This window comes from Citrobacter sp. Cb028 (genome assembly GCF_030336705.1).
Classification (GTDB): domain Bacteria; phylum Pseudomonadota; class Gammaproteobacteria; order Enterobacterales; family Enterobacteriaceae; genus Citrobacter; species Citrobacter braakii.
This window is the reverse complement of record NZ_JAOWCZ010000034.1, coordinates 329,758-354,289: the sequence shown is the minus strand read 5'-3', so window position 1 is coordinate 354,289 and position 24,532 is coordinate 329,758. Positions and strand designations below refer to the sequence as shown.

Genomic DNA, 24,532 nt, shown 5'->3' with positions numbered 1-24,532 from the left:
TCTTTCGGCTCACTTTTTAATTCCGCATCGCACGGAAGGGAATCCTATTTCCAAAAATCTATTACCGGGTAGCACATCCGCGTGCCAACCATAGCCAACAACTCAATGTATTAACAATACACATAACAGGAATGTAGACGAGGGTTATATATGAACAAAGTTTACAGCATTATTTGGAACGCGGCGCTCGGTATCTGGGTGGTCGTTTCCGAATTAACCAAAGGAAAGAAAAAAAGCAGCTCGCGTAAAACTGTCGCCGTACTCGCGGCCGGCGCATTAAGCGCCGCTTCAATGCAAGCTTCAGCAACTCCGATTATCGATATCGGTGGGCATAATATCTTCGCCGACTACCAGACAGGTATTTCTGTTGGGGATTATGAGGGTGTCCACGACTACGGATTCTTATATGAAGATATCACTGCTGGTGAGGCGCTCAATATCAGCGGCGCGATCCCAACCATCAGTCCGGGTCAAAGTGGCGTTGTTGAATCAACGACCATCAGAGAGCTACTGCAAACCGGCAAAATCACCCTGCAGGCCACCAGCCCTGCCCAGGGCGTAAAAACGATTACTACTGCCGAGGAACTGGCGGAATACCTGACTTATAACCAATCATCAACGCCTTCGCAGAGCACAGAATTTGAGATTAACGACCCGGCGTTCCCCGGCGAAAAAACAACCATTAAAGTCTTTGATACCAATGCGTTAAGTAACTTTCTTACCGAATCACAGATTGGCGATTCGGCATTAAACACTTACGATCCGACGCAGTCTAAAATCTACAAACAATTTGGCATCGCGCTGGCGACAAACGGCTCCACGGCCAATCTGAATATTGGCGACGACACGCTCAATGTACGCGCCAAAGCCAATACCATCGAATTACTGGCCAAAGACTCCTCCTTACTGGAGGCTCAGGACGCGGGTAGCCAGGTTTACTGGCAATCCGATAACTTTATAAAATTTAACGCCGCCCCGGTTATTCCTGAAAAAACCTTCGCCGGCTCAGCGCAAACCTCCGTGTTTGGCGATGATGTCACGCTCATGACCTACGGCTATGATACGGACGGCAAAGTCGTCGAAACGGGTGAGCGCACATTTAACATCACCAACACGCAGGAGTTGGCCGAATTTAACGACTGGCTGTTGGGCAATAGCAGCGACGCGGCGGAAAACCCGGAAGGCGAAAAAGTCAGCCAAATCCAGCTGTGGCTGGAAGCGAATGAAGTCACTACCGTCACCGCAGCACAAACGAAGTATGCCGAGCTGATTGATGGTCTGATCAATTCCAGCAAGCCCTCAGACGTGCTCAGTTGGGATTACGACGTCTGGACAGACGGCTTATCGCATGCCAATAACGCGACCGCTGACCGCGGTGAGCTGCATGCTATTTACGCCAACGGCGCAGGCACCTCCGGCACCCTGAACAAAGATGCGATTCTTGCCGTTGACGGCAGTATTAATGGCGTCATGAAAGCCGTTGATAGCGGGGTTATCACAAACTTTGGCGAACTGAACGCATTACGAACGTCTACCGGGCAGAGCCTGGCGATTGGCATGCTGGCAAAAGACGCGACGGCAACCAACAACGGGATGATCAACTCCGGGCTGTTTATCGATAAAGACGGCAACCAAAACGTCAACAGCTATGGCGCATTTGGTATGCAAGGTCAAGGCACCAGCCAGATCGCTAACAACGGCATCATCAACCAGGCGATCACCACCGATAACTTTGGTACCGCTTCGGCAGCCGATCCCTGGAGCAAAAACGTCCCCGCTTCTTCGCTGACGCTGGCGATTGGTATGCAATTGTCTGACGATGCACAAGGGGTCAACAACGGCGATATTAACGTCGTAGACGGACGTAAAAGCGGTACATCCTTTGCCAGCGGCACCGCTTATGGCGTAGAAGTCGCCGGGAATGCCACCTTTACCAACGCTCAGAATGCCTCTATTTATCTTGGTCGCGACGCAAGCGATCCGTCTAAAGATGTCACCATGGCAGGCGGTTCCAGCCTGAGCGCCGGTATTATGATCAAGAGCACCAAAGAGGTGATTAACAACGGTCTTATCACGCTGGGAACCGGCGTCCGTAACGCCGCGGGGATTTTGGTCGGAAATGCCACGGGCAACGTCCTCAATACCGGCAATATCGTGATCAATGGCGGTTCTAAAGGGGGCAGCAGTAAAAACTACGGCATCTCCGTACACGACAGCGGCGCAGAAAATAATCAGGAAATCCGTAACGACGGCAAGATTAACGTGAATGGCACCAACAACGTAGGGATCCACGTTAGCGCCAATAACAAAAATGCCGAAGTCACCACCAGCGCTGCAGGCGCTATCGTGGTGGACGGTGAAGGCGGCGTCGGTAACCGTAACTACGCCATCTGGGCGGAAGGTGACGCCAACGGTCAGGCAGTGGTTAACGTCTATTCCAATATTACGCTGGATAAAGCCGGTAACATCGGCGTCCACGTGCGTGATAACGCCATCGCTAACGTTGACAGCTTAAGTAGCCCCTCATTTAACAGCACCGATCAGATTGGTTATTACCTGTATGGTAAGGGCGCGACCGCCAATATTGGTCAGGCGGTGATGAATGACAACGGTCAGGATCGCACCACCATTTTCCGTATCGCCAATGGCGCATTGCTGGCCGGTAATACCACTAACCCGAAAGATCAGTCCACCTCCAACCTGGATTTGACTCTCAGCGGTAACAATTCCGTGGGCGTACTCGCCACCGGCGCAGGCAGTAACGTAGATACCGGTGAAGCAACGTTCACCGTTAAGGGTACTGACTCTGCGGCGCTGGTTATCGAAGGCGGCGCGAAAGGGACCATCAGCGATAAAACCACCATCAATTTAACCGGTGAAAGAACCGTTGCCGGGGTTGTGGATGGTCAGGCGCATCAGTTGAATGGTAATACGCAGGGCAATGCCACGAGCACGACCCTGACCTCAAACGCGAAGATCACCTCTGAAGCCAGCGGCAACAAGGTAATCGCCTATGTGGCGAGGAATCTGGGCAACCTGATCCTCGATACCAAATCGATTATCGATCTGGCCAGCGTCGACAGCATCGGTGTCGATGTTCAAAAAGGCGGTAGCTTAACCAATAACTCCTCCCTCGCCCTGCATGTCAGCAACGGCATCGGCGTACGCGCCTCAGGCTCCAGCGCGCAGATTAATAAGCTGGGCAAAATTCAGGTTGATGATGGCACCGCTGGCGTTCTGTTGACCCAAGGGGCAAGCCTGCTTATTAACGGTATGACTGGCGACAGCATTACCACCGATGGCTCCGCTGACGGTATTCGCCTGGCCGAAGGCGCTGGCGCTCTGGCCGCGCAAAGCGTGATGATCCGCGCTGATGGTACCGGTGCCGGTATTCAAAACGATGCCAACAACACCAATATCACGCTGCGTGATGTCACCATCGACTCCAACGATGGCCCAGGGATCCGCACCAGCGTGGCGCTGACCATGAACGATGGGCTGAACAATATCCTCAACGTCAACGGTAAAGGTACCGGCTTCGCCTTTGAACAACGTAATGGCGACGCGGTGACGGGTAATCTAACCATCGGCAAAGGCTATACCATTGAGGTACTCAACAGCGAAGGCAGCGGTATCCGAGCCAATACGGACGGTCGTATCACCACCAATGCCGACATCAACGTGCATGACAGCGCAGGTGGTTCAGCAATCATCGCGAAAAACGTTAGCGCATTGACCAACAGCGGCAAGATTATCTCTGCCAGTACCACCTCACCGGTAATAGACGCCAGCGGCGACAGCAGTAAAGCCATCACCAACACGGGAACCCTGCAGGCAATCAACGACTCGGCCGTGGCAGTTCAGTCTGGTAAAGGCAATGACACCATCGATATCAGCGGCGGTGTGACCAACGGCGTAATCAACACCGGTGAAGGTACGGATACCTTCAACTGGCGTAGCGGCTCTTATGCTGGCGAAGTGAATTTCGCGGGTACTGGCGGTAACAATAAAGCCAACATTGGCAATGTGACGCTGGATAAAACGCGCCACATCCTTACCGCAGCGGGAACGGGCAACGCCCTCACCTTCACTGATACAAAAGGTGCGAAGATTGGTACGCTGGCTAGCGACAACCTGAATACCGGTACCAACATTGGCACTGGCTGGGATTCACTGACCATCAGCGGGTCAAATGCAGATGTACGCATCGTTGAAAACCTGAATCTGGCGAGCGAAACCCTTGCTGTAAACAATGGCGCCACGCTGCGTACCGGCGACCACGTCGAGCCAACCAGCACTGCCGCAAGCATTGGCGATTACAATGTCACCACCCAGGGCGCAGACAGCAAGGTTATCTTCGATACTCAGGGGGATACCTCAGCAGCACAGATCTATCGCGGGATCATCAGCGGCGACGGGAAATTTGAACGTGCGGCGGGCGGCACCACGGTGTTTACCGCCAACAATAGCTACACCGGCTCTACCACTATTGATCAAACCGGTACGCTGCAGTTAGGTGACGGTGGAAATGAAGGCGAAGTGAGCGCCGTCTCTGACATCATCGACAACGGCGTATTGGCGATTAATCGCGCCAACACCGTGCTGCTCAACGGTGTGATCTCCGGTATCGGTGCGCTACAGCAAATCGGCGGCGGCATTACCCGTCTGAACGGCAACAATACCTATACCGGTAACACCACCGTTACTAACGGCACTCTGCTGGTGAATGGCGATCAAAGCGCGGCGCGCGGCGTCACCACCGTCAGCGGTACGTCCACACTTGGCGGTAAGGGCATTATCGGCGGTAACGTGCTGATGAACGATGCCACAACCATCAGCGCCGGTGACGGCGGTGCGGGTACGCTATCTGTTAACGGTAATCTGCAGCTTGGCAGCAAAACGACCTCCGCTTTCGAACTGGGCCAGGCCTTTACGCCAGGCGGTGCGCTAAACGATCTGGTGAACGTGGCAGGCGATCTGCAACTGGACGGGACCCTGGATGTTACCACGTCGCAAGGCGGTAACTTCGGACCGGGCGTGTACCGTATCTATAATTACGGCGGTACGCTGGATAACCAGACGCTGGAGCTGGGCGCAATACCGGACAGTCAGGATAAGAGCAATATTTTTGTCCAGACCTCTATCGACAAACAGGTCAACCTGGTGAACGCCAACGGCGTTACCCTGCAATTCTGGGACGGGGCGACGGTAAGTCAGAGCCACGGCGCGTCGGGCATTGAGGGCGACAGCAAAATTGACGGTGGCGATGGCAAATGGATGGCGATCGGCAGTCAGGGTGATAACAACTGGACCACGGCAACGGGCGAAGGTAACGCACCTTGGGCGCAGAAGTCCTTTGCCGTCTTCACCACCAAAGGTGGCACCGTTACCGTGGATAACGCCGCGGGAGAAGTTAACTTCTCCGGGGCACAGTTTGACGCCGATGGCTATGTCGTTAAAGGCGACGCACTTAACGCTTATGCCACCACGGAAAACGCGACTCACGCCGGCCAGACGCCGGGAACCGGTGAACTGCTGCTGCGCGTTGGCGCGGGTGGCGCGGGGCAAAACTATACCGCGACCATTGAGTCCGTCATCCGCGAAGCCAGCACGACTGACAAGCTGACGCTGGTGAAAACCGACCTTGGCCGTCTGATCCTCAGCGGTGATAACGCGTATCGCGGCGGCACACGCATTGATGGCGGTACGTTGCAGATTTCCGCCGACAGCAACCTCGGTCAGAGCGGAACCGACCTGGCTATCAACAACGGCTCCACGCTGCAGATGGGCGCGGACCTGACCAGCAATCGCACCATTGCGCTGGGCGCGAATGATAACGCGGCGGTGTTTGACCTCAATTCACATAACTTCACGCCAACCGGTGAGATTACCGGCGACGGTAAACTGAAAGTCACCAGCAGCTCAAGCGATGCGGGCAGTACCTTGTCGCTCAACCGCGCGAACAGCTATAAAGGCGACACAGAAATTGCCGGTACCGGAAATGCCAACAATGTGACGGTCAACGTCAGCAAAACCGGGGCCTTTGGTAGCAATGAAAACAGCACCGTGAACGTCAATAACGGGGCGACGCTCAATGTCAGCGGAACAGAGACCAGCCTGAAATCCCTGACCATGAACATCGCCGATAGCCTGTTAACACTGGCGGATAACGTCACCGCCGCGAGCGCAAAACTGAACCTGACGGGCACAGCGAAAGCGCTGTTAACCGATAACGCCACCGCGGGCGAGGCGACGGTTAACGTGTCAAAAGACAGTACGTTGGCGCTGGAAGAAAACGCCAGCGGTGGTTCTGCTAGCGTGAATAACAGCGGACTGATGACCTTTGCGGACCAGGCGTTAGCAGAGAATACCGTCGTTAAAAACCTGGCGGGCGGCAAGGTCGATATCAGCGCAGTCGACAGCGCAACATCTATCGGCTCGTTGTCCGGCGCGGGGAATGTCGAACTGGGCAATAAAGAATTGTCGCTGGGTAATCTGCATCTTGATGACACCATCAGCGGCATTATCAGCGGCAACGACGGCAGCCTGGTGAAAATCGGTGACGGCACGTTAACGCTGACCGGCGATAACACCTGGACCGGCACCACGGACGTCAATGAAGGCGTACTGCTGGTCAACGGTAATCAGTCTGCCGCGACCGGTCAGGTGACGGTGAAATCTGGGGCAACGCTCGGCGGGAACGGTATTATCGGCGGCGCGGTTGATGTACTGGATGACGGCCATATTACCGCGGGTGCGGCCATCAATAGCGTGGGTAAACTGACTACCGGTTCACTGACGCTCAGCGATAACGCACAGCTTGATTACCAGTTTGGTCAGGCCTATACCCCAGGCGGAGCCTTCAATGACCTGATTGATGTCAATGGCGATCTGACGCTCGATGGTAAGCTCAATATCCAGACCTCTCCAGGCGGAAGCTTTGACGTTGGTGTTTACCGCGTCATCAACTACACCGGCACATTAACCAACAATGTGATGGACATTGCCGACGCGCCGGAAGCTGCGGACAGCCTGTACGTACAAACCTCGGTTAAAAACCAGGTTAACCTGGTCAACCATGCCGGGCTGACGCTACGTTTCTGGGACGGCACCGGCGGTGAGAATGGCGAGCTGAAAAACAACGGCGTCATCAACGGCGGCGACGGTATCTGGCAATCCAGCCAGGGTAATGACAACTGGACAACGGATGAATCAACGCCAGAAGGCGCGCTGAATGCACCGTTTACCGATGCCGCGTTCGCCGTCTTCCAGGGTGAAGCGGGCAACGTAACCGTCGATAACAGCAAAGGCGACGTCATCATCAGTGGCGCACAGTTCGCCACCGATGGTTATCGCGTGGGCGGAGAAGCCATTACCACCGATACGGCTAATACGCTGATTCGCGTCGGCGATGGCACAGTAGACGGCGCTAACTACACCGCGACTATCGACAGCGTGATCCGCGGTACCGGCGGCCTGAATAAAGGCGACCTCGGTACGCTCATCCTCACTGGCGACAATACTTACAGCGGTGGAACCACCATCACCTCAGGTACGCTGCAGGTGGCGGGTGATACCAACCTTGGCGCACCAGAGACGGGAATTACCTTTAATGGTGGTACGCTGAAATATGGTGAAGCGTTTGATACCGCTCGTCAGGTGACTCTGGAATCCGGCGGCGGGACATTCGACACCAACGGACATAACGTTTCTCTGCTGACGGAAGTCGAAGGTAACGGTCAGTTGACCAAAACCGGTAAAGGCTCCCTCACCCTGACGCTGGATAACACCTACACCGGTGGCACCACCATCGAGCAAGGCGTTCTACAGCTGGGTAACGGCGGTGATATCGGCAGCATTCAGGGGGATATCGTTGATAACGGCGTACTCAACGTCAATCGTGGCGATACCCTGGCGCTGACCGGTAATATCAGCGGCGAAGGCCAGCTGCATCAAACCGGCAGCGGTGTTACGGAGTTGCATGGTGAAAACAGCTACAGCGGCGCAACGCTGATTGCCAACGGTGTACTGCAGGCGGGTAATACCAACACTCTGAGTAGCGCATCACACCACTACGTTGTCGCTGACACTACCCTCAACACGCAAGGTTACAACCAGACGGTAGCGGGACTGAGCAACGGCGGCGATGTTTCACTCATCGGCCAGCAGACTGGCACAACGTTAACCGTCAAAGGGGATTACACCGGCGAAAAAGGGACTATTAACATGGCGGCCACACAAACTGGCAGCGGCGCAGGCATTGCCGACCGTCTGATTATCGATGGCGGTAAAGCCAGCGGTAGTACGCTATTGGATGTCGATGGTTCTGGTCTCGGCGCACCAACCATTGGTGATGGTATCGAAGTGGTAACCGCACTCAATGGCGCAACCACTACGGCACAAACGTCACGAGACGCCTTCCATCTTGCCGCCGATCGTATGGCTGCAGGCGCATTTGAGTATCAACTGCATGCGGGCAACGCTCAGGGTCAGGGTGAAAACTGGTATCTGAGAAGCGAATATCGTCCAGAAACTATGCTGTATTCTGGTCTCGCCAGCGTCGTTCGTCAGGGCGACATCAGCCTGTTAGGCAACATGCACCAGCGTATGGGTGACGAGGTTAAACCGGGTATTGATGAAGACAATCGCGCCTGGGCAAGAATGATTGGCTACTCCGGTAAAACCAAACTGGATGATGCGGCTGGAACGCAAACCAGTTCCCATACCATGGGGATTCAGGTTGGCGTCGATATGTATGCCAACGAAAGCTGGAAAGCCGGGATGTATACCAGCATTCTTGATATCGACAGCAACGTGAAAGGCACGAAGACAGGCAGCGACGGCAAAGGCGGCAACATCGACGACAACGCGTTTTATGTCGGCGGCTACGCCACCTGGTTCTCAGGCGACGGGATGTATGTTGATAACGTCCTGCAATACGGTAACCATAAATCCCGCCTGGCGGCGACCGGTAACAACGGCTCGTATACCGTCAGAGGCAACACGCTGACGGCGTCGACAGAAGTGGGTAAATCGTTCCGTTTAGGCGCCAGCGCATGGAGTCTGGAACCTCAGGCTCAGCTGATCTATCAATACAGCGACTTTGATAACGGGCGGCTTGATGGTGTAACCCAAACGAAAGTGAAAATGGATACCGCGGATTCCTTTACCGCCCGTCTGGGCGTGCGTCTGGTCGCTGACTATGACACCAACCATGGCAAATTCCAGCCTTACGGCAGGGTCAACGTCTGGCAGGGTCTGGGTTCAAAAGACAAAACGCACTTTAGCAATGCGGTAGCCACCACCACGCTTGAGTCTTCACAACAGTACTCCAGCACTGAAGTTGCAGCCGGTCTGTCATGGTCTATCGACAGAAACCTGCAGGTCTACGGAGAGTTGGGTACGCAATTTAGCAACGGTGGCAGTAAGTCGCAGGTTGAAGCGCCGGTTAATGCATCAATTGGCTTTAAGAAATCGTTCTAAGCTGACATAAACTCGCTAGCCCTCTGTTTAACAGGGGGCTTTTTTTTGCCTGTCCCGGATACAAAGCTACCTGATGCGCTTAACGTATCAGGCCTACGGACTGGCGGAGAAAGCGCGGGAGCGGCCCTCTGGCAACACGAAACAATCGAGGTTCTGGGGAACAACAGAGAGGGAGAAGATTAAGGATTATACTGCGTCAGGAGTAACGGGATCTTTTCTGCCAACACCGGGGGAGAAATGAAAAAGCCTTGAATTTTGTCACAACCAATCTGCATCAGCCGGTCCAGTTCGGACTGGGTTTCCACCCCTTCAGCAAGAACTTCAATACCAAAATTGTGCGCCAGTGAAATTATACCCTCGACAATCTTTGTTGAGCGGGTATCGGGTTCAATGCCGGCGATAAATTCCTTATCAATTTTTAAGGTATCAAAAGGATATTTCAACAGATAGTTAAGATTGGCGTGGCCGGTTCCAAAATCATCAAGGGCAATTTTGACCCCTATCGCCTTCAGCTCCGTCATATTTTTAGCCGCAACCTGACTGTCGCACAGCGGCGACGTTTCCGTGACCTCTATCTGGCATCGATGGGGCGGGAGACCACATACAGTAAGATTTTTTCTGACGCGTTGGGGTAACAGCGGATCGCAGAATTCAAGCGCGGAAATATTGACGGACAATACAAGGGGCTCTGGCCAACGGGTTGCCACATCCCAGGGAGTGTGGGTAACCATATCTTCAATTGACATGATATTGCCGCTGTCTTCCAGCAAGGTAATAAAAACATCGGGAGAGATCATCCCCATCTGGGGGCTATTCCAACGCATTAATGCTTCAAACCCGCTAATACGCTGATTACGCAAATTAAAAATTGGTTGATAAACCATATAAAGCTGACTGGTATTCAATGCCTTTTCAAGCGCGGTTAACACCTCACTAGAATTAAACATTCCTCTCTCCCTCAACAAATCATAAAAATTAAAAACCAGTCAATATCACTCCCGAATTGTATCTACTATTAGGTGTGTTACATCAGAATAGAATGGCCAGGTTAGGGTAAAAAAGACATACGATGGGTAAATCTGACAATTAATTTATTTAATTCCGAGGTATTGGTCAGTCCCAGCTTGGTGACGACCCTCATTTTATGCGCCTGGATAGTTTTATAATTCAGGCTGACTAACTCTGAAATTTCTCTGGCGGTATATCCGTTTACCAATAAATTCAGAATCTGCTGCTCTCTCTCGGTTAATCTTTTCTGTGAACGATACAGCCGGGGATTCCATTTCCCGGCCGTTAACGACGCCAGTTGACCGAAATCGCGCAGTGAAGATTTCTCCGTCAAAACTATCGTTTTTTCAACATATAATAACTCTACACATAATTTCGCCACCAAACTATCAGCAATAATTACCACGACATTATTATAAAACTTGAAGCGGTTTTTATTCAAAAACTGCACGATAGTTGAACATGGTTGTTCGTTATCAATGATATTAAAAACCATGGTTTGATGCTGGCATAATGATGACTGATGCAACATATCCTCAAACTGGAATGTTTGTATCGGTACATGTTTGCTTGTCAGGTAGGCGAACAAACCGTTGCCCACAAAATTATCACTGCCACACATCAACATCCTGTTCATCGCTCCTTATCAGCATCAAATCTTGTTATTCATTAAAAATTTAATAATAATCTTCTCGACCTCTGCCTCTTCACGACGATTTTTAAAATCGAACTCACATGAGATCTGATGACAGGCATACAATTGATTATCCTCATCAAATTCATTGATCATGACGACATCGATCACTTTCAAATCCAGCTGTAAACTGCCAAACGTATCAAAATCCAACGCGGCATTTTTAATCACCGCATCTTTATAGAGAAAACGGGAGTTCACATCTTTAACAATTAATGCACAACCGCCCTGCGAGATGTTTTTAATCTTCAGAGAGTAGTTTTCTCCGTTTTTGTAACGACCAAAACAGAAAAAGTCGTAACCCTTCAGGAAGGAAAAACGCTGATTTTGTCGCTGCTGGGCAAAGAAAATCATATCCGGGATGAAGTAGGATAATCCTGCTTGTGCACCTGCTGATAAGGTTTGTTCGAATCTGGCACTAAATTTTACAATCCCACTTTCACTGTGCAGGATAAAGTACTGGACCTTTTCAGGAACAATGTCTTCGTGTCCGGAGATGACAAACCGCTCGAAATCAATCTTCTCTAACTGCGTGATAACACTATGGTTTTCACATAACACTTCCAGTTTCGTTTTCTTGTGCAACTCTTCACGAAGGGTAGCGATGATTTCAAACTTGTTGTCCTTTGCTAATCCAAAGCTCATTCTAAAACCCTTATTTCCATATTTAAGATATGTCTCGCTTGTGGTTACTCACAAAACGCGAGATCAGCATCCACCCCTGGTGCTTAATTACCATAGTGGATTCCATGTCGAACAGTTGGTTAAAAATTAAGTTTTTAACTATCTTTAGCTATTTATTGATACGTAAAAACATTTAATCAAAGTTAATTCTAGCTGAAGCCATGCCTAAAACCACATGAAGTTGTTGGCTAACTATAACAAAAGAGAATAATAAAATTTTTTGAGATGTCATTTTGAGATAACAAATAGCAAGAACTACACAGAAAAAAAATAGAGGGAAATGAATGGTTTTTGATGGAAGGACCACGCAGTATGCGGACTGGCGTGCTATCGCAAGAAGAAGAGAAAATGCTTACGGCACTATATCATTAACCAGGAATATAGCTCCGACTAGTTATTGTGAAAAAGTGAATAATTATATTTCACCTGTAAAATAAATTTACCTTAGGGCAGAAAAAAGCCAGCATCCTGCTGGCCCGGTAATTACCGAATCGAACTATAGAGGCTTACTGTCTTACAGAGGGTACAACGTTAAAAATTCAATACTTTTGCTTAATAATTGATCGCGATGAATCTGCGATGATCATCACCGCTCCCGCCAGCATTAATGTGTCTTTCAACACCAGACGCCCGGCTCCGGACAAGTACGGAAAACCGTGGTGCAAATCGCCCAGTGGCATCACCCATGCTTCCGGTGTGGTAATTAAAAATGATAACGTCACAATCGGAGTAGCAAATGCCAGTACGCCACCAATTAATCCCAACCAACGGCTAACAGGATTAGCCAGCACCAGCAATGCGATCAGCACTTCGACTACGCCCAGACCATTGGAGAACGTATAGGTGTTATTCGCCTTCTGCCATTCCCGCTCCTGCGGTTTAAACTCACCTTCGTGGGTTAAATGCTGCTTATATTCTTCTGGATGTTCATAAAAAAATGACATTACCGGACTATTGGCAACAAATGGCGTAATACTATCGGCTTCGTAAGGTACAAATTTCAATAAGCCAATCCAGATAAAAACAATGGCAATACTCAGGCGAATCAATGTTAATCCAATTCTATCGCCCTTGCTGAGTAAACGCAGATACTTTTCCATTCAGACTCTCCTCACTTGTACAAAATTGCGGTTGCGTGAGTGCTGCTATCAATGCGCATTGAGGTGATTTTCCAGGAAGTTGCCTTCTTTTCCTGCGCCAGTCTGGCGATTGCATGTTCAACAACAGAAGGTGCGGCGGCAATTGCCGACACGCTGACGCGGGCTACTTCGACTGGCTGCTGTGCCAGTGCAGAAAATGTCACCGGCGCAGTCAGTAAAGCAGTCAACAATAATGAAGTTTTAAGCATGTTCATTTCTATTTCCATTAACAAGTGATTTCACTCGTAATAGAATAAAACAATGTTGCTTATCTTATTTCCTCCATAACGCCAGAATAACTGTTCATGAGTATTTCTTTATATATGATAAAAAAAAGCCCCAGACAGGTGGGGCAATCATGCAAACTATATTATTATTTTATTAGAGAGAAGAGATCGTTCAGTGATTCGCTCATGCTCGGATGAGTAAATATTTGATCGCGCAATGTCGTGTAAGGTAAACCAGCATCCATAACGGTTTTAATGATATTAATCATCTCATGAGAATCCACGCACAGCAGCGATACGCCTAATATCTGTTTCGTTTCGCGATTTACCACCGCTTTAAGTACGCCACGCGTGTCATTCATCACCCGTGCACGCGGGATAGCCGCGACAGGCAGGGTGACAACCTGGACCGCCGCGCCGCTGGCGCGAGCTTGTTCTTCTGTCATCCCCACGCGGGAAAGCGGCGGCGTCATAAAAACAGAATACGGTACGTTTTGGCGATCGCCGGTGTTACGTAATCCCTCGCCTGACAGGTTGTCGCGCACAATACGGAAGTCATCCAGCGAGATATAGGTAAATTGTAACCCCCCCGTCACATCGCCCATGGCCCAGATATTGTCTGCCGAAGTACGCAGATATTTATTCACCACAATGGCACCGCGCTCGTTGACATCCACACCCGCTTTCTGCAACTGCAGATTTTCAGTTGCCGGTTTGCGACCCGATGCCACCAGTAGCGCATCCACAGTCTGGACGCCTTCCGGCATTTGCACCTGCACCGCGCCGTCATGGGACGAAACCGCCTGCACCCTGGCATTAAGGATAATCTCAACCCCTTTGTCGCGTAAAATGTTGGCGATAGCGTCGGCAATATCCCGATCTTCGCGGGCTAAAAACAGTGGGGCGGCTTCATAAATGGTGACCTTACTGCCAAAGTTGGCAAACATTGATGCGAATTCAACACCAATATAACCGCCGCCCAAAATCCCCAAACGTTCCGGACGTTGCGTCAAATTTAACAACCCGGTGCTGTCAAACACGCCCGGTGTAGTCATTAACCTTGCCACGTTTGGCATCGTTGCCTGTGCGCCGGTATTAATAAAGATCTTTTCGCCGCTTAGCTCAATCGCACCTGTTGGCTGCACGACCCGCACCGTATGGTTATCAATGAATTCAGCACGACCTTCAATCACATCTACATTTTCCAGATCGGCAAGATTATGGAAGTTTTTATCACGCAGAAAGCTGACAACGGAGGCCTTGCGCTGCATCGCCGCAGCAAAGTCATGCTGAAGTTCAGCATCGTGTACCAGGGTTTTGGTGGGAATGCAGCCGATATTGATACATGTCCCGCCATACATGGTGTTTGACTGTTCAATAATCGCCACTCGCCAGCCCGTTTTCGCCAGGGTAGCCGCCAGCGTTTTACCCGCTTTGCCAAATCCGATAATAATCGCCTGATACTGATTCATGCTGTCTCTCCGCCATGTCACTGTTCGTTTGTTAAACTGAAGTATAGGTTTAACGATGCATGAACAATGTATCCATATCGCGCAAATTACTGTCAAATCGTCTAAATAACTACTATCTCCCTTCCACTCAATCCATCGAGATAATAAACTAACACCATAAATTTATTTAAGAAATAATGAGTAACAGTATTACTTCATCTCGACAAGCATCAACAAGAACTGCTCAGGAGTCTTTATGGATGCACTTAGCCGATTACTTATGCTTAACGACCCGCAGGGCTCGATTGATCAAAACTGCCTGCTGAGCAGGGACTGGCAACTGCCGCACGCGGCGGGCGAGCTGTCCGTTATCCGCTGGCATACGGTAACCCAGGGATTTGCTCAACTGGATATGCCAGACGGAACGTCTTCTACGTTACGCCCTGGAACAATAGTCATTCTGCCTCAAAACTCCGCGCATCGGCTGTGCCAGACAGGGGAAGAACAAACGCATATTGTCTGCGGAAGCCTGCGATTGCAGGCTTCTTCACGCTATTTTTTAACCGCCCTTCCGGAAGTATTAATACTGGCACCAGAAGATGACAGTCCCATTAGCCACTGGCTGAAGGCCATGATTGCGCTGATGCAGCAGGAATACATCAACGATCTGCCTGGCTCCAACATCGTTTGCAGCCAGCAATGCGCTACGCTGTTCGCGTTAGCCGTTCGCGAGTGGCTAGCCCAGCCGACCCCCGCTAAAAATGTGCTGAATTTACTGCTGCACCCAAGGCTTGGGGCCGTTGTCTTCATGATGCTGGAGTCACCGGCTTTTCCCTGGACTGTCGAAGAACTGGCAAAGCGTGCCCATATGTCGCGGGCCAGCTTTGCGCAGCTATTCCGTGAAGTATCAAACTCCACGCCGCTGGCGGTGTTAACCGAGCTACGGCTGCAATTCGCCGCCCAGATGCTGTCACGCGGATCGCAGCCGTTGATCGTTATTGCCGAGTCGGTGGGTTACGCCAGCGAATCATCGTTTCACAAAGTCTTTTTACGGGGATTTGGCTGCACGCCGGGCGAGTACCGAAAACGCGTGAAAGCGCTGGCGGCATAACGCACCGCCTGCTGCGGCAACAAAACCGACGCAGGCGAGCGCTTCAAGGCATTACTTTTGGCTGCGATGCCTGTGCAGCCACATCAGCTTATAAGCTGCCGGAATAATAAACAGCGACAGCAATGGCGCGGTAATCATGCCGCCAATCATCGGCGCGGCAATGCGGCTCATCACTTCTGAGCCCGCCCCTGTCCCCCACAAGATTGGCAACAGGCCCGCGATAATCACCGCCACGGTCATCGCTTTCGGACGCACGCGCAGCACCGCGCCGTGATACAACGCTTCATCCAGCTTATCCGCCGTAAAGGTTTGCGGATTTTCCAGCGCAGGCTCGGCTTCAATAGCATGGCGCAAGTACATCAGCATCACTACGCCAAACTCCGCGGCAACGCCAGCCAGGGCGATAAACCCGGTTCCGGTCGCAACCGACATATGGAACCCCATCCAGTAGAGGAACCAGATCCCTCCTACCAGCGCAAAGGGCACGCTGGTGATAATCAGCAGCGCTTCACCAAAACGACGGAAAGCCAGATAAAGCAGGACGAAGATAATCATCAGCGTCATCGGCACCATCAGTTTGAGCTTATGGCTGGCGCGTTCAAGCAGCTCGAACTGCCCGGAAAACGCCACGCTGGTCCCCGGCTTTAACTGTACGTTTTCAGCGATCGCTTTTTTCAGATCGTTCACCACCGAAACCATGTCACGGTCGCGGGCGTCGATATAAATCCAGCTGGTGGGTCGCGCATCTTCGGTTTTCAACATCGACGGACCAGAAACCACTGTCACATCTGCAACATCAGCCAGCGTGATTTGCTGCTTCATGGGCGTCAGAATAGGCAGATTACGCAGCGCTTCCGGGCTATCACGATAGCTCTGCGCATAGCGAAGGTTAATCGGATAACGTGCAATCCCTTCCACCGTTTCGCCCACCATCGCGCCTCCGACCGCGGAGGTGACAAACAGCTGTACCGCGCCAACGGTCATACCGTAGCGGGCTGCTTTCTCCCGATTAATGTCCACATTAATATAGCGCCCGCCCACCAGCCGCTCAGCCAGCGCCGAAGCGACGCCTGGCACGGTTCTGGCTACCTCTTCGATTTGTTCCGCCGTGGCGTCGATATCAGCCAGAACGTTACCTGACACCTTTATCCCAATCGGGCTTTTGATGCCGGTAGAAAGCATGTCGATACGGTTACGAATAGGCGGAACCCACAGATTCGCCAGCCCTGGCAAGCGCACGGTTTTGTCGAGTTCGGCGATGATTTTGTCCATCGTCATCCCCGGACGCCACTGATCCTGCGGCTTCAGTTGGATCGTTGTTTCGACCATTTCCAGCGGCGCGGAATCCGTTGCGGTTTCCGCCTTACCGGTTTTACCAAACACACGCGCCACTTCCGGAACGGTCATGATCAGCTTGTCGGTTTTTTGCAGCATATCCGCCGCCTGCGCCGCCGAAATCCCCGGCAGGGTTGACGGCATATACAGTAGATCGCCTTCGTTAATCTGCGGCAGGAATTCACCACCGACTTTATTCAGCGGGTAGATAACCGTCAGTATCGAAAGCACCGCCACCAGCAGGGTGGTTTTAGGCCAATGCAGCACCTTCAACAACAGCGGATGATAAATACGGATCAGGAAACGGTTAAGCGGGTTACTGCTTTCCGCCGGTATTTTGCCACGGATCCAGAACCCCATCAGGATCGGAATGACGACAATAGCCAGAAACGCCGCGCCTGCCATGGCATACGTTTTGGTGAACGCCAGCGGGCCGAACAGTCGCCCCTCTTGCCCCTCGAGCGTGAAAATAGGGATAAACGACAGGGTGATAATCAGCAAGCTGATGAACAATGCCGGGCCGACCTCTACCGAGGCATCGGTAATAACCTTCCAGCGCGTTGCGTTATCCAGTTTTTCATCCGGATGCTGATGTCCCCACTCTTCAAGCCGCTTATGGGCGTTTTCAATCATCACGATCGCGGCATCGACCATCGCCCCAACGGCAATGGCAATGCCCCCAAGCGACATGATATTGGCGTTCAGCCCCTGGAAATGCATCACGATAAACGCGATACACAGTCCCAGCGGCAGGGAAATAATCGCCACCAGCGCCGAACGCAGATGCCACAGGAACAGCGCGCACACCAGCGCAACAACGATAAACTCTTCCAGCAGCTTATAGCTCAGGTTATCAATAGCGCGATCGATGAGCTGACTGCGATCGTATGTTGTAACCACCTCAACGCCTTCCGGCAGGCTGCTTTTCAGCGTGTCGAGTTTGGCTTTAACGGCGGAGATCACTTCACGCGCATTTTTACCGGAACGCAGAATTACCACCCCGCCCGCCACTTCGCCTTCACCATTCAGTTCGGCGATCCCACGGCGCATTTCCGGCCCAATCTGCACACGCGCGACATCGCGCAGGTAAACAGGTACACCGTCGGCCCCTGTTTTCAGGACGATATTATTGAAGTCATCAAGCGTTTGTAGATACCCACTGGCGCGGACCATATATTCCGCTTCAGCCATCTCAACAGACGAGCCGCCCGCCTCCTGATTCGACGTATCCAGTGCAGATTTCACCTCCGCCAGGCTGATGCCATATTGCGTCAGCTTCATCGGGTCGATAACAACCTGGTACTGTTTAACCACGCCGCCTACCGAGGCCACCTCTGCCACGTTCGGAATCGTTTTTAACTCATACTTTAAAAACCAGTCCTGAAGAGTACGTAACTCTGCCAAATCGTGTTTACCGCTGCGATCGACCAGCGCATATTCAAAGATCCAGCCGACGCCCGTGGCGTCCGGTCCCATCTCCGCGCTGACCCCTGCCGGTAATTTCCCCTGAACCTGGTTGAGATACTCCAGTACGCGCGAGCGCGCCCAGTAAGGATCGGTGCCATCTTCGAAAATGACGTACACATAGGAATCACCAAACTGCGAGAAACCACGCACGGTCTTCGCGCCCGGTACCGACAGCATGGTGGTGGTCAGCGGGTAAGTCACCTGATTTTCGACGATTTGCGGTGCCTGCCCTGGATAGCTGGTTTTGACGATCACCTGAACATCAGAGAGATCGGGCAACGCATCAACCGGGGTATTGATGATAGTCCAGGTTCCCCAGATACTGAGAAACAGCGCCCCCATCATCACCAGAAAACGGTTTGCCACCGAACGGCGGATAATCCATTCAATCATTTATCATGTCCTCAGTGTGAATGGGTCGCCTGGGCTGGCTTTGCGGATGCGTCTTGCGCACCACTGTTCTGCGCGCGCATACGGTCCAGTGCGCCAGAGATATTCGCCTCGGAATCAATCAGGAACAGACCACTGGACACCACTTTTTCACCTTCAGTCAGGCCTGAGCGGATAGCCGTCAGCCCTTGAGATTCATGGAATACCGCAACCTGCTTCGGTACAAATCGACCTTCGTTATCGACGGTGATCACCCGTTGCTCGGTGCCTGTATCAATCAACGCCTTTGAGGGGATCAGCAGCATCGGTTCACTTTGCGTTTTCAGTTGCAGGTAAGCATTCATCCCCGGCTTGAGCGCCTCATCAGGGTTATTGACCTGCAAGCGGATCTGCAGCGTACGCGTGGAGGCATCGACACTAGGTAAGATATTCCACTTGCTAATGGTGAAAGGCTTATCCGGCCAGGCGGGCACGGTGATAGTAAATTGCGAGGCGTCTTTGATCAGCCAGGCGATAGATTCCGGGACCGACGCGCTGACCCATACCGGGTCCATCCCCTGAATTTTCGCGACCACATTGTCTTTGGAAATGTTCATGCCAGTACGCAAATCGAATGCGGTAATCACCCCATCAATAGGGGCTTTCAGGGTAAAGCGGGTCTGAATTTTACGCGTCGATTTTAAGCGCTGAATATCCGCTTCCGGCATACCGGCCAGACGTAATCTCTCCAGAATCCCTTCCACCTGCGTCGCACTGCCGCCAGTCTCCCGCAGTAACAAATATTCGCTCTGCGCCTCAACCCAGTCGGGAATCGTCAGATCGATAAGCGGCGCACCTTGCTTAATTTTGTCGCCCACGGTTAGCGGGTAAACCTTCTCGATAAAGCCTGCGGAGCGGGCCTGGACAATAACAAACTGGTATTCGTTATAGCTAACGTTAGCCGGGAAAGTTTGCGCATAGTGCAGCGGGCCACGGCGCACAGGTTCTGTTTTCAGACCCAAATTTTGGGTCTGAGTAGGATCGATACGCACGCCAGGCGCTGACGCGCTCGCGGTCTCTTCATCGGCATATTTGGGGATCAGATCCATATCCATAAACGGTGATTTACCCGGCTTATCAAAGCGCGTGTTCGGGTACATGGGGTCATACCAGAACAACACTTTTCTGGCTTCTTTTTGCGAAGCCTGCCCGGTTTCAGCCGTTACGTTTGCTGATGAATAATAAGTATAAATACCGACAGAAATAACCCCACCGGCAAGCATGCCAGCGAGAATAAGCGCGGTATTTTTAATATTTAAAGACGCCATAGTGATTTCCATTGCGCGATAGTCTCACCCGCATTTCGAAGAATCCGGGCAAGAATAAAAGAGACCAGCGAGAACGTTATTTACTGATGTGAATATCGCGTAACACAGAGATATTTCCCTGCTGAACAAACGTAAACGCAACCTTATCGCCGGGTTTAATATCGTCAGCCTTGGTGTCGGCAACCCGCGTAAAACGCATCGTCATAGCAGGCCAGTTCACCGCGGGAATGGGATCATGCTTGATCGTGATTTTTTTACTTTCTTTATCAATAGCTTCAATCACCCCGGTGGCGCTAATGACGTCTTCCTGTTGGGCCGCTGGCTGCATGTTCATCATCTCGCCATGCTGATGCTCATTGGCCTGAGCGTTAAACATGACCACAGAGAAAAAGCTAAACAACACGGCTTTGGCGGTAGTATTCATACTTGATGCTCCTGAAAAGTTAATATTAAGGATTACTCCACCCAACCGCCGCCTAAGGCAGCAAACAGCTTAATTTCATTAACCTGTTGGGCGTAATTAAGATCGAGCAGCGATTGCTGCGTAGAGAATAAAGAACGTTCGGCGTCCAGTACTTCGATGTAGCTAACCGCACCATTTTGATAAAGCGCTCTGGCGCGTTGTAAGGTGATTTGCAATGACGTCAGGTAGCGCTGCTGACCACTAATTTGATCGGCAATGCTTTGGCGCAACACCAGCGCATCCGCCACCTCTTTAAACGCGTTCTGAATTTTTTGTTCGTAATTAACCACCGACTGCTGTTGGCGAATTTCAGCGAGGTCGAGATTGGACTGATTACGTCCGGCGTTAAAAATGGGAATATCTATTTTGGGGACAAAATTCCACATGCCGCTGGCCGCATTAAATAAGCTGGAGAGATCGCTGCTGCTGCTGGAAACTGAACTGGTCAAGGTAATCGACGGGAAAAACGCTGCCCGTGCGGCGCCGATATTGGCATTCGCCGCCATTAATCCGTGTTCAGCTTCCAAAATATCCGGGCGCTGCAACAGGATTTGCGACGAGAGCGATGGCGGCAGCGTTACTGGTTTAATATCCCCGCTGCTGCGCATCTGGTCGTTGGGTAATTTCCCGTACGTACCCAGCAACAGTTGCAGCGCGTTGTTCGCCTGCGCCAGTTCACCTTTACGCTTCGCGATTTCACTGCGCGTGCTTTCAATCACGCCCCGCGCCTGTTCCAGCGCCAGCACGTTGGTGCTTCCGGTCAGCAACTGCTTCTCAACAAAAGCGTAAGAACGCTGATAGTTTTGCAGCGTTTCTTCGGCAATTTGCAGTTGTGCATAAGCCAGACGCTGATTGAAATAACTTTGCGATACGTTGGAGATTAATGAGATGTGTACCGCCCGACGCGCCTCTTCGCTGGCAAAGAAGTTCTGTCGCTCGGCTTCACTCATATTTTTCAGCCGACCAAAGAAGTCCAGATCGAAACTGAGATTGAGTCCAGCTTCGAATTCACGATCGGTGCTGCTATCGCCTTTTAATTTGCCGCTGTAAGTACCGCTGGAACCTGCCGTGATTTGCGGGTAGCGGTCAGCGTCCGTGACGCCATATTGCGCTCTCGCTTCCTGAACTTTTAGCACTGCCATACGTAAATCGCGGTTATTGACCAGCGCCTCGCCAATCAGCGCCTTTACCTGGGAGTCAACGAAGAAGCTCCGCCAGCCCGTGTCCTGATATCCCACCGGTGCAGAAACCAGGGCGTTCTGGCTTAAGGAGAATTGCTGCGGCACAGGCAATGTCGGACGCTGATAGTCCGGCGCCAATGAACAACCGGCGAGAACGAATACAGCGCTGAGGGTAAGAAGCTTAAATTTGCTCATAGTTCTTCTCGTCCTGACCGGACTGATGGCCCTAAAAAATGTAGGAATTTATAGCGTTGTACTTTAACGAAGTGACTCTGTTTAAGCGGTGACAGGAAAATGACAAAACTGTCATTTTCCCAATAACCGATTGCTATCCGATCCCGCTTCCCTAGAATTGAAAGTCCGCACAACCCGTGTGAGAAGGAGAATGCGATGAAGGTGTTGATAGTCGAAGATGAGAAAAAAACCGGTGAATACCTGACGAAAGGCCTGACGGAAGCGGGTTTTGTCGTGGATTTAGCGGATAACGGCCTGAACGGGTACCACCTGGCGATGACCGGCGATTACGACCTGCTCATACTCGACATCATGCTGCCGGATGTAAACGGCTGGGATATCGTACGGATGCTGCGTTCCGCTAACAAAGGGATGCCCATTCTTCTCCTCACCGCGCTGGGTACCATTGAACATCGGGTTAAGGGTCTGGAATTAGGCGCTGATGATTATCTGGTCAAACCGTTCGCCTTCGCCGAACTGCTGGCGCGGGTCAGAACGCTGCTGCGCCGCGGGGCGGCGGTGATTGTCGAAAGCCAGTTTCAGGTCGCGGATTTAATGGTCGATCTGGTCAGCAGAAAAGTCACCCGCAGCGGGACGCGTATTACCCTGACCAGCAAAGAGTTTACGCTGCTTGAGTTTTTCCTGCGTCATCAAGGGGAAGTTTTACCCCGCTCGCTGATCGCCTCCCAGGTTTGGGATATGAATTTTGACAGCGATACCAATGCCATCGACGTCGCCGTTAAGCGTCTGCGCGCCAAAATTGATAACGATTTTGAGCCGAAACTGATTCAGACCGTACGCGGCGTGGGATATATGCTTGAGGTTCCTGATGCCCAGTAAACGATGGCGGCGCCCTTTTTCGCTGGCGACACGACTGACCTTTTTTATCAGTCTGGCGACGATCGCTTCATTTTTCGCCTTTGCATGGATAATGATCCACTCCGTGAAGGTCCATTTCGCCGAGCAGGACATCAATGATTTACAAGAGATCAGCGCCACGCTGGAGCGGATTATTAACCAACCCAACGAGCCGGAATCACGCCGTCTGGAAACGCTAAAAAACGTGGTTGAGGGCTACTCGAACGTCATTATTTCTCTGGAAGACAGTAAGCAGAAAGCCATTTTTCATTCGCCAAATGCGCCGGATCTCCGGCAATTTATCGCCAGCGCAAGACCGGATAAAAATGCCCATGCCAGCGATGTTTTTATTATATCCGGCCCAACACTGCAAACGTCCAAACATATTCACGGACAAAAAACGTCGTCTAACTGGCGAATGATTCGCCTACCGGTAGGAAAGCTGACTGATGGAAAAGCGGCGTATACGTTGTATCTGGCGTTATCGATCGATTTTCATCTGCACTATATTAACGACCTGAAAAACAAACTGATTATGACGGCATCGCTGATTAGCATGATGATTGTATTTATCGTGCTGTTCGCTGTGTATAAAGGCCATGAACCGATCCGTAATGTCAGTCGGCGCATCCAAAATATCACCTCAAAAGATCTTGATGTGCGCCTCGATCCGCAAGCGGTCCCTATTGAACTGGAACAGCTGGTAAGTTCGTTTAATCACATGATCGAACGCATTGAGGATGTATTTAAACGTCAGTCGAACTTCTCGGCGGATATTGCCCATGAGATCCGCACGCCAATAACCAACCTGGTCACACAAACGGAAATTGCGCTCAGCCAAACCCGTAGCCAAAAAGAGCTGGAAGACGTGCTGTATTCCAATCTTGAAGAGTTTGGTCGTATGTCGAAAATGGTAAGCGACATGCTGTTTCTGGCGCAGGCAGACAACAATCAGCTTATCCCGGAAAAGACAGCGCTTAATCTGGCCGATGAGGTTGGTAAAGTGTTCGATTTTTTCGAAGCCTGGGCAGAAGAGCGCGAGGTTGGCTTACGTTTTGAAGGACGCGCATGCTGGGTTTCAGGCGATCCGTTAATGCTACGCCGGGCAATGAGTAATCTGCTTTCAAATGCCATGCGCTACACACCAAAAGGCGAGTCGGTAACCGTGCGGGTGAAAGAGGCGGATGGCCTGGTCCAGATAGTCGTGGAAAATCCCGGCCCCCCCATTCCCCCACAGCATCTATCGCGGCTATTTGATCGGTTTTATCGGGTTGACCCTTCGCGACAGCGTAAAGGCGAAGGCAGCGGTATTGGCCTGGCGATTGTGAAATCGATTGTTATCGCCCATCAGGGAAAAGTCTCGGTGACATCCGATCAGCTTGCCACCCGATTTATTCTGACGCTGCCCAAGCATGCGATGTAATTTATGATAATGGCGTTGATACCTTAAACAATTCGAGTTGCAGGAAGGCGGCAAGAGAGGGAATCCCCGGTCAATTA

14 protein-coding genes are annotated in these 24,532 nt (G+C 51.5%); 4 read left to right on the top strand and 10 right to left on the bottom strand.

The features are described 5' to 3' along the window. Positions 1 to 150 precede the first annotated feature (150 nt). Complete coding sequence (locus OGV75_RS11170; protein ID WP_286480665.1) at positions 151 to 9,483, top strand: autotransporter outer membrane beta-barrel domain-containing protein; 9,333 nt, start codon at positions 151 to 153, stop codon at positions 9,481 to 9,483. A 179-nt stretch (positions 9,484 to 9,662) separates the two neighbouring features. Here the strand turns inward: OGV75_RS11170 and OGV75_RS11165 are convergent, their stop codons facing one another. The 6 genes from OGV75_RS11165 to rclA form a co-directional block, all read right to left on the bottom strand. Beyond that, entirely contained in the window at positions 9,663 to 10,430 is a 768-nt protein-coding gene (locus OGV75_RS11165) for a putative bifunctional diguanylate cyclase/phosphodiesterase (protein WP_286480664.1), read from the bottom strand. 101 nt (positions 10,431 to 10,531) lie between these two features. Then, the gene (locus tag OGV75_RS11160) at positions 10,532 to 11,119 is read right to left on the bottom strand and encodes a helix-turn-helix domain-containing protein (protein ID WP_019076223.1); all 588 of its coding nucleotides are present in this window, start codon (positions 11,117 to 11,119) and stop codon (positions 10,532 to 10,534) included. 24 nt (positions 11,120 to 11,143) lie between these two features. Next, positions 11,144 to 11,830 carry a flagellar brake protein gene (locus OGV75_RS11155; protein WP_103765984.1) on the bottom strand — a complete coding sequence of 229 codons (687 nt, stop codon included), beginning with the start codon at positions 11,828 to 11,830 and terminating at the stop codon, positions 11,144 to 11,146. 578 nt (positions 11,831 to 12,408) lie between these two features. Then, on the bottom strand, positions 12,409 to 12,969 hold the full coding sequence (rclC, locus tag OGV75_RS11150) for a reactive chlorine resistance membrane protein RclC (protein WP_016152157.1): 561 nt from the start codon (positions 12,967 to 12,969) through the stop codon (positions 12,409 to 12,411). Positions 12,970 to 12,980: 11 nt separating this feature from the next. Beyond that, positions 12,981 to 13,217 (bottom strand): reactive chlorine resistance periplasmic protein RclB, encoded by a 237-nt coding sequence (rclB, locus tag OGV75_RS11145; protein WP_029139445.1) that lies wholly within the window; start codon positions 13,215 to 13,217, stop codon positions 12,981 to 12,983. A 164-nt stretch (positions 13,218 to 13,381) separates the two neighbouring features. Further along, positions 13,382 to 14,707 carry a reactive chlorine resistance oxidoreductase RclA gene (gene rclA / locus OGV75_RS11140; RefSeq protein WP_286480663.1) on the bottom strand — a complete coding sequence of 442 codons (1,326 nt, stop codon included), beginning with the start codon at positions 14,705 to 14,707 and terminating at the stop codon, positions 13,382 to 13,384. Positions 14,708 to 14,942: 235 nt separating this feature from the next. Here rclA and rclR point away from each other — a divergent pair, with 235 nt between their 5' ends. After that, positions 14,943 to 15,797, top strand: coding sequence for a reactive chlorine-specific transcriptional regulator RclR (gene rclR, locus OGV75_RS11135; protein WP_047415069.1), 855 nt, complete (start codon positions 14,943 to 14,945; stop codon positions 15,795 to 15,797). A 51-nt stretch (positions 15,798 to 15,848) separates the two neighbouring features. Here the strand turns inward: rclR and OGV75_RS11130 are convergent, their stop codons facing one another. The 4 genes from OGV75_RS11130 to OGV75_RS11115 form a co-directional block, all read right to left on the bottom strand. Further along, the gene (locus OGV75_RS11130; protein ID WP_016152153.1) at positions 15,849 to 18,992 is read right to left on the bottom strand and encodes a CusA/CzcA family heavy metal efflux RND transporter; all 3,144 of its coding nucleotides are present in this window, start codon (positions 18,990 to 18,992) and stop codon (positions 15,849 to 15,851) included. Between the two features lie 11 nt (positions 18,993 to 19,003). Further along, positions 19,004 to 20,296, bottom strand: coding sequence for an efflux RND transporter periplasmic adaptor subunit (locus OGV75_RS11125; RefSeq protein ID WP_065554216.1), 1,293 nt, complete (start codon positions 20,294 to 20,296; stop codon positions 19,004 to 19,006). Positions 20,297 to 20,372: 76 nt separating this feature from the next. Next, the gene (cusF, locus tag OGV75_RS11120; protein ID WP_016152151.1) at positions 20,373 to 20,720 is read right to left on the bottom strand and encodes a cation efflux system protein CusF; all 348 of its coding nucleotides are present in this window, start codon (positions 20,718 to 20,720) and stop codon (positions 20,373 to 20,375) included. A gap of 32 nt (positions 20,721 to 20,752) precedes the next feature. After that, positions 20,753 to 22,135: an efflux transporter outer membrane subunit gene (locus tag OGV75_RS11115; protein WP_286480661.1), complete on the bottom strand. Its 1,383-nt coding sequence runs from the start codon at positions 22,133 to 22,135 to the stop codon at positions 20,753 to 20,755. Between the two features lie 195 nt (positions 22,136 to 22,330). On the opposite strand from OGV75_RS11115, the gene cusR reads away from it, so the two are divergent. Both cusR and OGV75_RS11105 read left to right on the top strand, forming a co-directional pair. Then, positions 22,331 to 23,014 (top strand): copper response regulator transcription factor CusR, encoded by a 684-nt coding sequence (gene cusR, locus OGV75_RS11110; protein ID WP_016152149.1) that lies wholly within the window; start codon positions 22,331 to 22,333, stop codon positions 23,012 to 23,014. Further along, positions 23,004 to 24,455, top strand: coding sequence for a Cu(+)/Ag(+) sensor histidine kinase (locus OGV75_RS11105; RefSeq protein WP_016152148.1), 1,452 nt, complete (start codon positions 23,004 to 23,006; stop codon positions 24,453 to 24,455). Before cusR ends, OGV75_RS11105 begins: the two co-directional genes overlap by 11 nt. Positions 24,456 to 24,532 lie beyond the last annotated feature (77 nt).